This window comes from Pseudomonas ekonensis (assembly GCF_019145435.1).
GTDB lineage: Bacteria > Pseudomonadota > Gammaproteobacteria > Pseudomonadales > Pseudomonadaceae > Aquipseudomonas > Aquipseudomonas ekonensis.
The window spans coordinates 2,861,700-2,879,263 of sequence record NZ_JAHSTS010000001.1 but is presented as its reverse complement, the minus strand read 5'-3'; the positions used below and the strand labels follow the sequence as shown (position 1 = coordinate 2,879,263).

Genomic DNA, 17,564 nt, shown 5'->3' with positions numbered 1-17,564 from the left:
CGGGATTACTTTTTCATGATCCCGGTGAACAGGTCGGACTCGAGAAACCCCTGCAGCCATTGCTGCAACCGCACGTAAGGCGTCTGCGCGAACCACTCGCGGTCGACGTGGGCGAACTGGCGCACGAAGGGCAGCAGCGCGATGTCGGCCAGGCACGGACGGTCAGCCAGCAAGTAATCGCGCTTGCCGAGCAACTCATCGAGCTTTTGCAGGAACAGCGCCCCCTCCGCGCGATAGGCCTCCATCGGCTGCTCCGGGTAGCGTTCGGCGTACTTGTACCGGTTCAGGTGCACCTTGAACACGTGGTCGTTGCCGTGGATCAGCTTCTCCATCCACATGCCGTGGAACGAATCGTCCTTGAGCAGCCAGTCGTGCGGATCGTTCTGCGCCAGCGCCCAGCGCATGATCTCCAGGCTCTCGTCGATCACCCGGCCGCCGGCGTCGAGCACCGGCACCGTGCCTTTGGGCGAGAGCTCCAGCATCCTCGCCGGCTTGGCCTTGAGGCTGACCTCGACGATGTCCACCGCCACCCCCGCATAGCGCAACGCCATCCGCGCGCGCATGGCGTACGGGCAGCGGCGGAACGAGTAGAGCGTGTTCATTTCACCTCCAGTGTGCTGAGGCCGTTGCCCTGGCGCCGCACGTGGATCTGCACCGGAATCCGTTCGTGCATTTCCTGCACGTGGGAAATCACCGCCACCTTGCGCCCCTGGGCCTGCAAGCCGTCGAGGGCATCCATGGCCAGTTGCAGGGACTCCGGGTCCAGGCTGCCGAAGCCTTCGTCGATGAACAGCGATTCGATCTTCAGCGTGCTCGACGCCATCGACGCCAGGCCCAGCGCCAGGGCCAGCGACACCAGGAACGTCTCGCCGCCGGACAGCGAATGCACCGAGCGCAGTTCGTCGCCCATCTCCGTGTCCATCACCAGCAGGCCGAGCATGCTGCCGCCGCGCTTGAGCCGGTAGCGCTTGACCAACTGGCGCAACTGCACGTTGGCGTGGTGCACCAGCAGGTCGAGGTTGTAGGCCTGGGCGATCTTGCGGAAGGTGTCGCCGGTGGCCGAGCCGATCAACGCATTGAGCCGGGCCCAGCGCTGGTACTCGGCGTAGGCCTCGGCGATCCGCTGCGCCAGCGCCTGGTTGGCGTTCTGCCGGCGCTGGTCTTCGGCCTGCTCGGCACGCAGCTCGGCGCATTGCTGCTCGCTGAGGGCGAGCTGTTGTTGCAGATCGGCGAGGGCGCTCGCCAATGCGTCGGCCTCGAGGTTGCCGTTGCGCTGAGCCTGATGCTCGAGCAGGCGCTGGTCACGCTCCTGCAGCAGGACGTTGGCCTGCTCGATGGCCTTTTCATTGAGCTGCAGGCGCTGACGCAGTTCACTGACCTGCGCGTCGTCGATCCGCAGCAGGTCTTCGAGGCCGCCGTCGTCGAGCTCGGGGTGGCGTGCGCGCCAGTCGGCGATCTTGCCGGCCAGTTCCCGGTCCTCGGTGTCCAGCGCCTGCCGGCGTTCTTGCTGCGCCTTGAGTTCCGCCGCCGTCTGCACCTGTAGCGTGCGCAGGTCTTGCAGGGCGTAGGCGGTATCGGCCTCGGCGCTGCGGGCCTGCTCCACGGAGCGCTCCAGTTGCTGTTGCCATTGCTCGGCGCTGATGTGTTCGCCGAGCAATTGCGCAAGTTTGTGCTGGCTGGCCTGTTGCTGCCCGGCCAAGTCATTGAATTGCCGTTCGGCGGTCTGCGCCTGCTCGACGCGGATCCGCTGACGATCCTGCTCTTTGTCCAGTGTCTGCTGGCGTTCCAGCTGTTCCTCCAACGCCTCTTTCTGCTGATCGACCTGCGCCAGGCGCTCGGCGATCTGCCGGTCGAGCTGCATGAAGGTGGCCGCCGGTTCTACGCGCAGCGCTTGCAGGGTGTCCGCCGGGAGCAGGTTGGCGAAGGCGTCGAGTTCTTCGTCGAGGCGCTGCCGGTCGCTGTCCAGTTCCCGCTGCTGATGGCTCAGGTGCTGCGCCGCCTGCTGATGGGCCGATTCGGTCTTGCGCAACTGCTGGGTCAGCCGCGCCGCGTCCTGTTGCAGGGTGAGCAGGGCGCTCTGGCGCTGTTCGTCCTGGGCGATGCTCAGGTTCAGCTGATCGTTTTGCCGCACGAGCCAGGCGTCGCGCTTGTCGGCGTCCTGAACCGTCAACTGCGCAGCCAGCGGATGCGCCTCGATCGTCGGCGCCAAAGCGTGCTGTTGCGCGGTCAGTTGCTCTTGCTGCTGCAACAGCTCTTTCTGCCGGGCGATGACGGCGCCGACCGCTGTGCGCAGTTCGATCAGCGATTCGTTGAGCCGCTCCACTGCTCGCAGCGCATTGGCCTGCTCGCTTTCGTCATGGCGGCCAAGGCTTTGCAGCAGCGCCTCGGGCTGATGATACGGGTGGGCGTCGCTGCCGCAGACCGGGCAAGGCTGGCCGTCCTGCAACTGCGCGCGCAGTTCCTCGACGCTGGCGCTGCGGGCCAGACGCTGGCGTTCCAGCAGCTCGCGGGTGACCGTGAGGGTCTGTTCGGCGACGGTCAGTTCGGCCTTGGTCTTCACCCCGTCCTGGGTCAGGCGGTCGCGTTCCTGCTGGGCTTCGAGCAGGCGTTGCTGCAGATCGGCGCTGCGCGTGCTCAGCTCCTGATGGTTGCTCCACAGACGCGTCAGGTCTTCGACGGCGCGCAGTTGCTTGCGGTTGTCCTGCAACAGGTTGCCGAGGAGGCCGATCTGTTCGGCGACGGCGTCCGGTTCGGCGCCGGCTTCCTTGAACAGCACGTCCAGTTCCTGCTTCTGCCGGGCGAGGTCTTCGGCGCTGCGGGTGGCGGTCTGTTCAAGGCTGGCCAATTCGGCCTGGCCCTTGTTCAGGCGATTGCCGATCAGCATCAGCTGTTGCAGGCGGTCGCGGTAGGCGTTCCAGGCATCGCTCAACGGCGCCAGGTGGGCGCATTGTCCGAGCCCGCCGGCGATGTCCCGCAAGCGTTCGGCGACCTCGGCCTGTCTCTCCAGCAAGGCCTGGATGCCGGCCTGGCCCTGGGCGCAGGCTTGCTCCGCGTGCTGCCTGGTTTCGGCGCTGAGGGCGGTTTCTTTGGCCAGACGGGCGAGGGTGCTTTGCTCCTCGAAAGCGATGCGCAGCAGCGGCGCGCTGTCGCCTTGCCGTTGTTGCGCCTCGCCCAAGGCGGCTTTCGCCGCGTCGAGGCCTAGCGCAAGTTGCGCTTGGCGTTCGGCCAGTTCGGTCTGCTGCTGCGTGTGAGCGGCGATCTGTTCGGCCAACGGCGTCAGCAGCGCCTCCAGTTCGGACTTGCGGGCGAACTGGTGCCGCTGCGGACCGAGCTGTTCCAGCCGGGTCAGCCTCAGGCGCTCGGCGGCCAGGCCTTCCCGCTGTTGTTGCGCACTGTGCAGTTGCTCGGTGGCGGCCTGCTGCGTTTCCTGCAAGCGGCTCAGTTCCTTCAGCCAGGCCTGTTGCTGGTCAAGCTGCTTGAGCTGCGCCTGTTGCCGTTTCAGTTCCTGTTGCGCGGCGCTGAAGCGCTCGTCCAGTTCGGCACGATCCTGCGGTGCCAGGGGTGTGACCCCCACGGCTTGTTCCTGCAGCAGCCTGTGCGCCTCGCGGGCCTCTTTGGCTTTGTCGAAGGCGCGGCGGCCCAGGCGGGTGTAGAGCGCGGTGTCGGTGAGCTTTTCCAGCAGTTCGCTGCGGTCGTTGTCGTCGGCCTTGAGGAAGGCGCTGAACTCGCTCTGGGCCAGCAGCACGGCGCGGGTGAACTGTTCGAAGTTCAGCCCCAGCGCCGCCTCCAGTTGAGTCTTGTATTCGCCTTTCTGGCTGGCCAGCAGTTGATCCTGGTCGATGTCGCGCAGGCTCTGGCGGCTGACCTGCAATTTGCCGGCGGCTTTCTCGCGGGCACGGTTGGCTTCCCAGCGGGCGCGGTAGCGGCGGCCGTCGACGCCGACGAAGTCCACTTCCGCAAAGCCCTCGCCGGTGCCGCGGCGCAGCAGGGTGCGCGGGTCGCCGGTGGCGATCTCGCCGTCGGCGTCCGGCACCTTGGCGTCGCGGCCGGTGTTGTTGAGTCGCGGCACGGCGCCGAACAGCGCCAGGCACAGGGCATCGAGCAGGGTGCTTTTGCCGGCGCCGGTCGGGCCGGTGATGGCGAACAGGCCGGCACTGGCCAGCGGTTCGGCGGTGAAGTCGATTTCGAACGGGCCGGCCAGCGAGGCCAGGTTCTTCAGGCGGATGGCGAGGATCTTCATGGCTGCCCGACCTCCATCTGCACGTCCTGAAGCAGTTCGGCGAAGTCCTTGAGAGTCTGCTCGTCGGCTTCGTTGCCGTAGCTGTCGAACCAGGCCCGGCTGAACAGTTCTTGCGGGGTGAGCTGGTCCAGTTCGATCAGGGCATCGCCCTCGTCGGTTGTGCCCCGTGCGCCGTTGCCGGCGTATTCGGCGGCGATCCGCACCAGCCGCACGGCTTTGCCTTGCAGGGCGCTTTCCACTTGCTGGCGCAGGTCCGGCTGCGGTTCGTCGAGGTGCACGCGCACCTCCAGCCAAGGCTGGCGCCGGGCCTCGGCAAGCAGGTCGATGTTCGGCAGATCCGCCAGTTGCAGGAGAACCTCGGCCAGCGGCGCCGGGCCGACGCGTTGCAGGTGCACGGAGCGGGGGATCAGTCTGGGTTCGACGCTGACCAGGGTTTCGCCGTCGAGGGTGACGTCGAGGATCTGGTGCTGATAGTTGATTTCCGAGAACGACAGCGGAATCGGCGAACCGCTGTAGCGGATCCGTTCCTCGCCGTTGACCTTCTGCGGCTTGTGCAGGTGGCCGAGGGCGACGTAGCTGACGCTGGGCCCGAACAGGCTGGCCGGCAGGGCTTCGGCGTTGCCGATGATCAGGCTGCGCTCGGAGTCCTCCGACACCGAGCCGCCGGCCATGTGGGCATGGCTGACGGCGATCAGCGCCTGGCCGGGCACGCGTTTGGCGTTCGCCGCGTCGATCAGGCGCTCATGCACCTGGCCGATGCCGTGCAGGTAGTCGTCGCCCAGGTGAGGGCCGGTCACCTCGGCGGGCCGCAGGAACGGCAGCGCCAGGCACCACGCAGCGACCTCGCCGTCGGCGTCCGGCAACGGCAGCAACAGGCGTTCGGTGTCGAGCTGCCCGTCATCGAGCCACAGCACCCGGCCCAGGGCATGGGTACGCAACCGTCGCATCAGCGGCGCGGGCAGTTCGATCCGCGAGCCGGAATCGTGGTTGCCGGCGATCATCACGATGGTCAGTGCAGGCTGCTGCTCGTGGGCGCTGACGATGAAATCGTAGAGGCGTTCCTGGGCTTTGACCGGCGGGTTGACCGTGTCGAAGATGTCGCCGGCGATCAGCAGCGCGTCCGGCTGCGCCAGATGCAGCTGCTTGAGCAGCCATTCGAGGAAACAGGCGTGCTCGAAATCGCGCTCCTGGCCGTGCAGGTTCTGCCCAAGGTGCCAGTCGGAGGTGTGAAACAGACGCAAGGCGGACTCCGCATCAGGATTGAGGTGATGGCCGCTGCAAAGTCGGGAGGCCAAAGAGGGGAGAGTCTACTGGCAAATGCGCCGATTGTGGTCGAACTCGCGTGGGGCCTCGCTTCGGGGAGCTTTCAGGCATCGGGAGGGCAATCTGTTAATTGACGCCAGAATAGTGGCATTTTAGTATTGCGATATTGTTTTGATATCACTTTTGCTTCGAGGGATCGGACTTGCACTCACTCCTCTGTGTGGCGAGGCGGGGCGCAGGCTTGCCCTGCCTGCCCATGCCTGCCGTTTTCCTTGACGGAGCCGTTGCGCACGTTGAAGCGCACTTCTTCTGACCTGTCTTCCTGGCGCCGTCTGCGCTGACCGGGCGCAAGGCGCCGCACTGCTGTATCTGAATTCTTCTAAAAACAATTATTCGAGATCATCGACATGGATGTTCGCCACCCGACCCTCCCGGCCGGCCAACCCGCTGCTGCCGTCAATCCGCGCGAGCGCTTCCTGGGCATGCCCAAACGCGGGCTGGCGTTCCTGCTGGCGAACGTCATGTTCTGGCAGCCGTTGTGGGCGCAGGCGGACGGGATCGTGGTGGCCAACCCCGGCACCGGGCTGGACCGGGCCGGCAACGGCGTGCCGATCGTCAACATCGCCACGCCCAACGGCACGGGGCTGTCGCACAACCAGTTCAACGACTACAACGTCGGCGCCCAGGGGGTGATCCTCAACAACGCGGCCACCCAGACCGCCGCCACCCAGCTGGGCGGCCACATCATCGGCAACCCGAACCTGAAGAACAGCGGCTCGGCCCAGACCATCCTCAACGAAGTGGTCGGCGGCAGCCCGAGCCAGCTGCGCGGCTACACCGAGGTGGCGGGGCAGTCGGCGCGGGTGATCGTGGCCAACCCCTACGGCATCACCTGCAGCGGCTGCGGCTTCATCAACGCACCGCGGGTCACGCTGACCACCGGCAAGCCGGTGCTGGACAACGGGCGCCTCGACCGCTTCCAGGTCGACCAGGGCAGCGTCGCCATCGAAGGCGAGGGCCTGAACGCGAGCAACGTCGACCGCTTCGAGATCATCACCCGCAGCGCGAAGATCAACGCCCGGCTCCAGGCGCAGAACCTGGCCATCGTCGCCGGACGCAACGACGTCAACGCCGACAGCCTCAACGCCACGGCCCGCGCCGACGACGGCAGCGCCAAGCCGCAGCTGGCCATCGACAGCTCGGCGCTGGGCGGGATGTACGCCGGGGCGATCAAGCTGGTGGGCACCGAAGCCGGGGTCGGCGTGAAGCTCGACGGCAAACTGATCGCCAGCGGCGGCGACATCCAGCTCGACGCCAACGGGCAACTGAGCCTGGCCGAGGCCTCGGCCACCGGCGCCGTCAACGTCAAGGCCGCCGGCCTCGATGCGCGCGGCGCGGTCTACGCCGGCACCGCGCTGAACGTGCAGACCCAGGGCGACCTGACCAACCGCCAGACCCTCGCCGCCCGCGACAGCGTCGCCCTGACGGCGGGCGGTCAGCTGAGCAACGCCGGCATCATCGAGGCCGGGGTCAATGCCGACAACAGCCGCAACGCCAACGGCGATGTGAGCCTGAGCGCGCAGAACCTCAGCAACAACGGCAAGAGCGTGATCGCCAGCCGCAACCTGACCGCCAACGTGGCGCAGAACCTGAACAACCAGGGCGGCACGCTCAGCGGGCAGCGCACGGCGATCACGGCCGGAACGCTGGACAACCGCGACGGTGCGCGGGTGCTGGGCGGCCAGTCCCTGAGCCTGAATGCCGGCCAGGTGCTGAACGGCAAGGGCGTCATCGACAGCGGCGGCAACTTCAACGGCAACGTCGGGCAGTTCAGCAACTCCGGCGGCGAGTTCTCCAGCCAAACCGACAGCGTCCTGGCCGTCACCGCGCTCGACAATGTCGCCGGCCTCATGACCGCCGGCCGCTTGCTGGACCTGAGCGCATTGGGTGCGGTCAACAACAGCGCCGGCAAGATCGGCGCAAAGCAAAATGTGATCGTTCGCGCGCAGCAACTCGACAACAGCCAGCAAGGCCAGTTGACCAGTGAAGGCACGCTGACCACCCGGATCGGCGGCCAGCTCGACAACCGCAAAGGCTTGATCCAGGCCAACGGCGCGATGGATGTGCAGGCCACGCGCCTGGACAACCGCGCCGGCAAGGTCTCCGGCCTCGACACCCTCACCGTCGACAGCGCCGAAGCCGACAACCGTGGCGGAGCGATCCGCGCCGACAAGGCACTGACGCTGCGCACCGGCACCCTGGACAACCGCAGCCTGGGCCGCCTCGAAAGCAAGGCGGCGCTGACCTTCGACGGCACCCGGCTGGACAATAGCGACAAGGGGCTGATCACCGCGACGGGGCCGCTGAGCCTCAAGGCCAAGGAGGTGATCAACAATGGCGCCGGGCGCATCTCCGGCAAGGGCGACATCGAGGCGAACATCGACGTCCTGAGCCAGCAGGGCGGCGAGCTGGTCGCCGAAGGCAACCTGACGCTGACCGGCAAGCAGTTGGGCAACCGCCAGGACAGCCTGGTCGGCTCGCTCAAGGCCCTGACCGTGAACGTCGACCAGATCGACAACCGGGGCGGTTCGCTGTCCGGCGGGCAGGGCCTGCTGATCAGCGGTGCGCGCCTGGACAACAGCGACAACGGCAAGGTGCTGTCCGACACGACCCTGGGCCTGAAGGTCGCGCAGATCGTCAACGCCACCAACGGCCTGATCTTCGGCAAGGGCGCCGTGACGCTGAGCGGCATCGGCCTGAGCAACGTGGGCGGACGGATCGTCACCCAGAAGGACCTGAAGCTGGCCTTCGACGAGGTCATCGACAACCAGAACGGCCTGATCAGCAGCGACGGCCGCTTGACCCTCGATGCCGGGCGCCTCGACAACCGCTTGGGCAAGCTGTCGGGCCTTGAGGCGATCGCGCTGACCAGCGTCGGCGCCGCGCTGAACCAGGGCGGCCTGATCGTGTCGCAAAAAGGCCTGACCATCGCCAGCGCCAGCCTCGACAACAGCGACGCCGGCCTGATCAGCGCCAAGGGCGACTCGACCCTGAGCACCGGCGCGTTCAACAACCGCCGGGGCGGCAGCCTGGCCGCCGACGGCACGCTGCTGTTGACGGCCGCGCACCTGGACAACGGCGGCGGCAAGATCGGCAGCCAGCAGCAGATGACGGCATCGGTCACCTCGCTGGAGCAGGACGGCGGCGAACTGTTCAGCAACGGCGACCTGACGCTCGACCTGAACCGGGGCCTGCTGGACAACCGGCGCGGCAGCCTGCGCACGCCCGGCCAGTTGCTGCTGAAGAACCTCGGCGAGGTGAACAACGGCGCCGGCGAGATCGCCGGGGCCAAGGCCTGGAGCCTGACGGCGCAGAGCCTGAGCAACGACGGCGGCAAACTGCTGAGCAACGAGAAGCTCACCCTGACCGTCGACCGGGCGCTGAGCAACGTCAAGGGCCTGATCGCCGCCGCCGGCCTCGACAGCCGCAGCGCCAGCCTGGACAACGCCGACGGCGAGATCCGCATCCGCGGGGAGGCCGGGCTCACCGTCAGCGACACCTTCGGCAACCAGGCCGGGACGGTCATCGCCGACGCCGGCCTGACCGTCGACGCCGCCAGCCTGGACAACCGCCGCGAAGGCTTGGTGGGCGCCGCAAAAGCGCTGAAACTCACTGTCGGCCGCCTCGACAACCGCACCGGCGAGCTGTCGGGCAAGGCCGACGTGAGCCTCACCGGCGCCTGGCTCGACAACAGCGACAGCGGCTATATCCTGGCCGGCGGCAACCTGGCGCTGACCGTGGGCGAGGTGTTCAACCGCAACGGCGGCGTGCTGGCCGGCGACACCGGGCTGACGCTGACCGGGGCGAGCCTGGAGAACAGCGGCCGGCTGAGCACGTTGCGCGACTTGTCGATCAACCTGTCGTCGGCCCTGAACAACGATCAGGGCCGTCTCGTCAGCGAAGGCGCGCTGTCGGTCAATGCCCAGAGCCTGAGCAACGACAAGGGCGTGGTCTCCAGCGCCAAGGCCCTGAGCGTCGACACCCACGGGGCCGTGAGCAACAAAGGCGGCCAACTGCTGACCGACGCGGCGCTCACCCTCGACAGCCAGTCGCTGGACAACCAGGACATGGGCGTCATCAGCAGCAAGGGCAACCTGAGCCTCACCACCGGCGCGCTGAACAACAGCCGGGGGAGCCTCTTCTCCGGCGGCCGGCTAGAGCTCGATGCGGGCCAGGTGACCAACACCGCCGGCAGCCTGGGCGCCGCCACCGAGTTGGCGGGCAAGGTCCGCGGCCTGGATCAGCAGGGCGGCAAGCTCTTCAGCCAGGGCAGCCTGAGCCTGGACCTGCAAGGCGGCGCGCTGAACAACGAAGACGGACTCATCAACGCACCGGGCGTGCTGTCGTTGACCCACCTCGTCGGGATCGACAACCGCAACGGCGAGATCTCCAGCGAACAGGCCTTCGACCTGATCGCCGACTCCCTGGACAACAGCGGCGGCCGGGTGCTGAGCAACCAGAAGCTGACCCTGACGCTCGACAAGGCCCTGACCTCGGTCAAGGGCAAGATCGCCGCAGCGGCGCTTGAGATCCGTGCCGCGAGCCTGGACAACAGCGACGGCGGGGTGCTGCTCAGCGACGGCGACCTGAGCGTGACCGTCGACGGCCTGCTGGACAACGGCAACGGCACGGTCAAGGCCGCCAGGCAACTGACCCTCAGCAGCACCGGCCTGAACAACCGGGGCGGCACGCTGCTGGGCGGCACCGGCATCGGCATCGATCTGGGCGCGACGGCGGCGGATCTCGACAACCGGAACGGCCTGATCAACACCAAGGGCGTGCTGACCATTGCGCACCTGCGCGACCTGGACAACCGCAAGGGCGAGATCTCCAGCGTCAACGGCTTCAGCCTGACCGGCAACCGCCTGGACAACCGTGGCGGCAACCTGATCAGCAACGACCGACTGCACCTGACGGCAGCCGAGATCCTGAACCAGGGCGGCCTGGCGTCCGGGTGGAACGGCGTGACCGTCGGCGGCGGCAGCCTCGACAACAGCCAGGAAGGCACGGTCTCCAGCCAGTTCGGCGATCTGGCCATCGATCTCAGCGGCGCCCTGGTCAACCACAGCAAGGGCGGCCTGGGCGGCAAGGGCGAGGTGACCGTCAAGGCGGCCAGCCTCGACAACACCGCCGGCATCATCACCAGCGGCGCCAAGCAGACGCTGACCGTCACCGGCGGCACGGTGACCAACGCCTCGGGCGGCCTGATCGAAAGCAGCGGCACCCTCGACATCCGCGCCACTGGCCTGAACAACGCCGGCGGCCGCATCACCGCCGGCCAGGCGATGACCTTCACCGGCACGTGGCTGGACAACAGCGGCGGCAGCCTGGTCGGCGACGGCAGCGTTGCCCTCGACCTGCTCGGTGCGCTGACCAACATCAACGGCGCCCTCGGCAGCGCCGGCCCGTTGACGGTCCTGCGCGCCAGCGGCATCGACAACCGGGGCGGCCAAGTGATCAGCCAGGACACCTTGAGCCTGCTGACCGGCGGCGACCTGAACAACAGCGGGCGCGGCACGCTCTCGGCCAACGGCGAGTTGGCGGTCACCGCCGACGGCACCGTGCACAACGACACCGACGGGCTGATCTTCAGCCGCGACGCCGGCGTGAACATCAAGGCCAGCGCCTTCGGCAACGGCAAAGGCGCGGTGCAGAGCTATACCGCACTGACGGTGGATGCGGGCACCGGAGCCATCGACAACCAGGGCGGCAAGCTCATCGCCCGGACCGGTGACCTGAACCTCACCGCCGCCAGCCTCGACAGCCGCGGCGGCGTGCTGTCCAGCCTCAAGGGCCTGCTGCAGACCCGCCTGACCGGCGTGCTGCGCAACGGCCAGGGCGGCAAGCTCGAAGGCGCACGCCTCGACCTGCGGGCCTTGGGCGGCATCTACAGCGACGGCGGACGCATCGCCGCCAACGCCGGCGACATCCTGCTCAACGCCGGCGGCAACGCCATCGACAACAGCGGCGGCGGGATCTACGCCAAAGGCGCGGTGACCATGGTCGCCGGCTCGTTGAACAACAATGCCGGCCAGGTCAGCGGCAACGGCATCGGTCTGGGGCTGGACGGCAACCTCAGCAACCGCGGCGGCCTGATCGAAAGCGCCGCGTTGCTGGCCATCCGCGCCGCCGGCGTGGACAACCAGGGCGGCAAGCTGCGGGCGCTGGGCAGCGGCGGCAAGACCGACTTCCAGATCGGCAGCCTGTTCGACAACCGTAACGGCCTGGTGGAAACCGCCAACACGGACTTCATCCTGAACGCGCCGAGCCTGCTCAACGCAGGCGGCACGATGACGCACGTGGGGACGGGAGAATTCGGCCTCTCGACCGCCAACGTCATGAACGCCGGCGGCTCGCTGGTCACCCGCGGCGGCCTGACGCTCAACGCCGACAGCTGGATCAACAGCAGCGTGATCCAGGCCGGCCGCCTGACCGTCAACGTCAACCACTTCACTCAGACCGCCAACGGACAACTGCTGGCGTCGGACAAACTGGTCGGACGCGGCGCGGGCTGGAACAACGACGGGTTGATCGCCAGCGACGGCGAGCTGGATATCCAGTTGAGCGGCGGGTACGGCGGCAATGGCCGCCTGAGCAGCCTGGGCAATCTGACGCTGACGGCGGCGCAACTCGGCCTGACCGGCGCCGCCAGCATCGGCGCAGGCGGGCAGGGCAAAGTCACCGTGGGCGGGTTGCTCAACAACGCCGGCGGACGCTTGACGGCCGGCGGCGACTTGACGATCGATGCCGGCGCCGTGACCAACACCGGCACACTGGGGGCGGCTCAGACGCTGACGGTCAGGACGGCCAGCCTGCTCAATGAGCGTGGGCTGATCTTCAGCGGCGGCAACATGAACCTGCTGGTCAATGACTTCACCAACCAGACCGGCGATGTCTACAGCATCGGCAATCTCACGATCGGCGGAAAGGACGGGGGGCGCGCCAATGCCGTCAACAACCTGGCCGCTTCGATCAATGTCGATGGCGACTTTTCGCTGTCGGCCAACAGCTTCAACAACAAGACCGAAGGCGTGGTCGGCGAGGAGAAGTTCATCTCGGGTGACATCACCTTCGACGGCTCCGCCACGTTCTATGTCAACGAAAGCTTCGAGTCGACCTCGACGATCTCAGGCCCCCAGGCGTCCCTCAATGTGGCGGGCAACCTGACCGGCAACGTCGGAGCGTTCACCAACACGGCCTCGCTGATATCGGCGGGCAAGAACATCAAGCTCGACGTCGACACCTTCGACAACTTCGGCCTGCAGTCGGGCACCTTCACCCGCTCGCGGGTCTTCAAGCTCGGCGGGTTGCCCAGCAAGCAGACGAGCTGGATCAGCACCGACCTGCAAGCCTATGCAGACCGCAACTCCAAAAACCAGTACGACTACATCGAAACCTGGCATGAGCCGGACAAGGGCGGAACGCATTGGGACTACACCGCGATCGCCAAGCAGATGCTCGGCAAGACCAACGTGAAGTTCGGCACCGGTCCCCAGGTCGCCATCCCGGGCCAGATTCTGGCGGGCGACCTGAAAAAGGACACCCGTGTCTTCACCGACGGCGGCGGCAGCGTTTCCTCCGTTGTCCAGGCGGGCCAGGCGGTTGAGATCAACGCCAAAACCACGATCCGCAACGGCAACCTCAATCCCTATACCCACTTCGACGGCACGGCCAAGGAGGGGACGGACACCGGTGTGAAGAGCGCCGTCAAGCCGACGGTCATCTTCTTGAATCCACAATTGCCGCCGGAGCTGGCCCAACAGCAGGTCAACCCGTTGGCGCTGCCGGGCTTCACCCTGCCGACCGGCGAAAACGGCCTGTTCCGCTACAGCGGCAAAGGCGGCAGCGAGCAGGCGGTGACGCCCGGCAAGGACTGGACCATCGGCACCGTCGCCGCCGGCACCACCCAGCGCTCGGACGGCATGCCTTCCCGCCCGGCCACCGAGCTGTCGTTCGACAAGAACGATCCGGTCTCGACGAACAAGCGCGATCTGACCCTGGCCGCCCGTCCCTCGCAGAACCTCAATGGCCAGACGGCGCCGATCAACGTCAACGCGGTCGCCGGCGACGGTCCGGTCGGCGTGCTGGCGCCCGACCGCGGTCAGGCCTCGTTCGATGTGCCGCGGGTTCAGGGGCTGCCCGACACCAGCGTGCGTTCCAACCCGCACAAGTACCTGATCGAGACCAACCCTGCGCTGACTGACCTCAAGTCGTTCATGAGTTCTGACTACCTGCTGGGCAAACTCGGCTACGACCCCGACACCAGCGCCAAGCGCCTCGGCGACGGCCTGTTCGAGCAGCGCCTGGTGCAGCAGGCCGTGGTCGCCCGCACCGGCCAGCGCTTCATCGACGGCCAGACCTCCGACGAAGCGATGTTCAAGTACCTGATGAATAACGCGGTGGCGAGCAAGAACGAGCTCAACCTGTCCGTCGGCGTGACCCTGACCGCTCAGCAAGTGGCGGCGCTGACCCACGACATCGTCTGGCTCGAAGAGCACGAAGTGAACGGCGAGAAGGTCTTGGTGCCGGTGCTGTACCTGGCCCAGGCCAACAACCGCCTGGCGCCGAACGGGGCGTTGATCCAGGGGTACGATGTCGATCTGATCGCAGGCAAGGATCTGGTCAACGCAGGCACGTTGCGCGCCAGCAACAATCTGGCCGCGAGCGCCGGGCTGGACCTGACCAACAGCGGCCTGATCGAAGCGGGGAACCGCCTGGGCCTGCTGGCCGTGCATGACATCGTCAACAAGGCGGGCGGCATCATCGCCGGGCGTGACGTCAACCTTGTGACCTTGACGGGGGACATCGTCAACGAGCGTTCGGTGAGCGCCGATACCTTCGACGGCAAGGGCAAGTCGTTCCAGCGTGACGTCGTCGACAGTGCCGCGCGCATCGAGGCGGCGAATGACCTGACGATCTTCTCGGGCCGGGACATGCTCAGCGTGGGAGGTTCGATGTCCAGCGGGCGGGATGTCCGGATCGAGGCCAGTCGGGACATCGCCATCGCTTCGGCTCAACAGATCAATGTCGATGGCGGTGCCAGGCAGAGCAGCTCCGTCACTCAGTTCGGCTCAAGCTTGGATGCAGGGCGCGATATCTCGATGAGTGCGGGTCGTGACTTTGCCGCGGTCGCCAGTGACATGAACGCCAAACGCAATTTCACGCTCATCGCGGACGGCGATGTGACCATCGCTTCCGGGGCCGATGAAAGCCACTCCTATTACAAGACCAAGAAGGTGACCGCCCAGGAAGACCACGTCAAACAGATCGCCAGCACGATCACTGCCGGCGGCGATGTCGCCATTCGGGCAGGCGATGACCTGACGTTGATCTCCAGCCGGATCAAGGCCGGCGACGAAGCCTATCTGGTGGCCAGGGACGAGCTCGAAGTATTGGCGGCGCAAGACACGGACTACTCGCTGTACGACAAAAAGGACAAGGGCAGTTTCGGCAGGAAAAAACTGCGCCATGACGAAGTCACGCAGGTGACGCATGTCGGCAGTGAAATCACGACCGGAGGCAACATGGCGCTGGTCAGCGGCGGCGACCAGAAATTCCAGGTCGCGAAGCTCGACAGTGGTGGCGGCATCAGCCTGGACAGCGGCGGGAAGATCGTATTCGAAGGGGTCAAGGACCTTCACGACGAGAGCCATACCAAGACCAACGACAGCGCTTTCTGGGTATCGTCCAAGGGCAAGGGCAACACGGACGAGACGTTCCGTCAGACACAGATGTCCGCCAAGGGCGAAATCGCCATCAAGGCAGTGGAAGGCCTCAAGATCGATGTGAAGCAGATCAATCAGCAGACGGTCAGCGAATCCATCGATGCCATGGTCAAGGCCGATCCGCAGATGGCGTGGCTCAAGCAGGCCGAAGCCCGCGGAGACGTGGACTGGCGGCAAGTGAAGGAAATCCACGAGTCGTTCAAATACTCGAACTCCGGGCTCGGGCCGGCCTCTCAACTGATCATCGCCATTGCGATGGCCGCCATCATCGGGCCGATGATGGCGGGCATGAATGCGATGCTGCAGGGCGTGGCCATCACCGCCGCGACGAAAGCGACGGTCAGCACGATCGATAACCGGGGCAACCTCGGGAAAATCCTGAAAGACATGACCTCCGAAGATGCCATCAAAAGCTACGTTGTCGCCGCGGCCACGGCGGGGGTCACCCAGGGGTTGAAGTTCGACGTGGGCAACATCAGCCTGACCCCGGAGGGATTCAAGGTCATAGCCACCAAGGTGACGGCCGACGCCCTGATCAAAACGGTCGTCTACGGCGGCAGCTTCAAGGACAACCTGGTCAGCTCGGCTACCGGAACGCTGACTGCCATAGGCGCGGCCATGGGGGCGGGCGCCATCGGAGACTTGAAGCTGCCTGAAGGCAGCATCGAGAAAATTCTTCTGCACGCTGGCCTGGGCGGGCTGCTGTCCAAGGCCATGGGAGGGGATTTCCGCACGGGGGCGATCGCCGGCGGCGCCAACGAGTTCCTGGTGGGCCTGCTCGGGGACAAACTGTTGCCGGCCAACTATGTGCCGGGTACGCCTGAATACATTCAGGCACAGGCCAACCTGCTGGCCATTTCCCAGATCGTAGGCGTGCTGGGGGCCACGGCGTCAGGGGGTGACCCGAGCACGGCGGCCTCGGTGGCGGCCAACGGGACGCTCTACAACTATCTGTCCCACCAGGCTTTCTCGGAGGTTGAAGACTGCCTGAACGGCAAGACGTGCTCCACCAAAGAGGAAAAGGACGCTGCCATCGCGAAGGCGGAGAAGCTCAGCGAGTTCCTCGATTCGGAGATGCGCAGCATGTGCGACAAGGCCCCCCAGAGCGACGGCTGCCGGACGGCAGTCAACGCGGCGCTGAAATACATCGCCATGCAGGACGCCTGGAATGTCATGCACAACGACGTGGCGCGCACTTCGAACACGACCTTCGACTACCTCTACAATACGCAAGGTGCCTCAGACCGCCTAGTGACGTACCTGAACACCATCGACAACCGGGCCAACTTCTTCGGGGCCAGCAACCTGTATGAACAGGAAATGGGGATCGGGGCCAACTGGTTCGGGGGCGCTGAAGCGGTATCCAGAGCGCCGTTGACTGGGTTGGGGGCGGACGGGAACGGATCCTTCCTGAGCTTTGGCCTGGGCTGGTTCCTGGCCCCGGTGTACGACTGGCGCAAGGCGGCGGGGGACGCGCTGATCACGGGCGGCTTCGATAATTTCAAAGACCTGTACAACAAATCGGCCACTGATCCGGTTGCCTGGGACATCAAACAGTTGAAGAACGAACAGTCGCTGCTGCAGACCATCCATGAGAAGTTCCTGGGTGACCATTCATGGTTCACGACCGTCGGCAAATACGCCACGGACACGTCGCTCAATCCGCTCATCGGCGACAAGCAGGGTGTCGACGGCGGTGTGGTCATCCTGGATTACCGCTCAAGGGTGAACTATGGCTGCAAGCTGTTGGGCCTGTCGAAAGCCCAGGGCTGCACCCCATGATCAAGGCTCGATACCCACGCGGGAAGGTCTTCCTGGCCTTTTTCCTGTGCCCGATGGTGGTGGGGGGGATCGCCGGAGTCATCAAGACGGTCACAGTGTTTGCCCACTTGATCGATACGCCGAAACTGCTGGGGGAAGTCAGGGGGGGTGAACTGCTGCTGATGCCCTTCCTGGCGCCTTTCCTCGCGCAGTTGGTGTTCTGTCTGCCTTTTCTGTTTTTTGCTCTGGCGATTGCTTTGATGAGGGTCAGGAAGACGGCGCTGAACTGTTTGCTGGTCGCTCTGGCAGGCGCCGGAGTCGCCGCCGGATGGATGTTCTGGTTCGTATTGCTCGTTGTGCGGAACAACGACATCAACGGCGGCGAGATTTCGGATTACTGGCTGGAGCTATCGGTGTCGTTCCTGGCGTCGATGGCCAGTTGCTGGCTGGCCGCCCGGACATTTCTGCCGCAGCAGGACTCCGAAGACCGGGCACCTGACGGGCAATGACGTCGC

At 66.0% G+C, this 17,564-nt stretch carries 5 protein-coding genes; 2 read left to right on the top strand and 3 right to left on the bottom strand.

The genetic code is table 11. From position 1 onward, the window contains the following. Positions 1–5 precede the first annotated feature (5 nt). From KVG96_RS12615 to KVG96_RS12605, 3 genes are read right to left on the bottom strand one after another with little or no spacing between them, the layout of a single operon-like run. Positions 6–602: a glutathione S-transferase gene (locus tag KVG96_RS12615; protein ID WP_217892372.1), complete on the bottom strand. Its 597-nt coding sequence runs from the start codon at positions 600–602 to the stop codon at positions 6–8. Beyond that, on the bottom strand, positions 599–4,240 hold the full coding sequence (locus KVG96_RS12610) for an AAA family ATPase (RefSeq protein WP_217892371.1): 3,642 nt from the start codon (positions 4,238–4,240) through the stop codon (positions 599–601). Before KVG96_RS12610 ends, KVG96_RS12615 begins: the two co-directional genes overlap by 4 nt. Beyond that, a complete protein-coding gene (locus tag KVG96_RS12605; protein ID WP_217892370.1) occupies positions 4,237–5,481 on the bottom strand; it encodes an exonuclease SbcCD subunit D C-terminal domain-containing protein in 1,245 nt (414 codons plus the stop codon). The genes KVG96_RS12610 and KVG96_RS12605 overlap by 4 nt, the downstream gene beginning before the upstream one ends. Positions 5,482–5,910: 429 nt before the next feature. Here KVG96_RS12605 and KVG96_RS12600 point away from each other — a divergent pair, with 429 nt between their 5' ends. Then, positions 5,911–17,070 (top strand): two-partner secretion domain-containing protein, encoded by an 11,160-nt coding sequence (locus KVG96_RS12600; protein WP_217892369.1) that lies wholly within the window; start codon positions 5,911–5,913, stop codon positions 17,068–17,070. Next, complete coding sequence (locus KVG96_RS12595) at positions 17,067–17,558, top strand: hypothetical protein (RefSeq protein WP_217892368.1); 492 nt, start codon at positions 17,067–17,069, stop codon at positions 17,556–17,558. The genes KVG96_RS12600 and KVG96_RS12595 overlap by 4 nt, the downstream gene beginning before the upstream one ends. Positions 17,559–17,564: the final 6 nt, after the last annotated feature.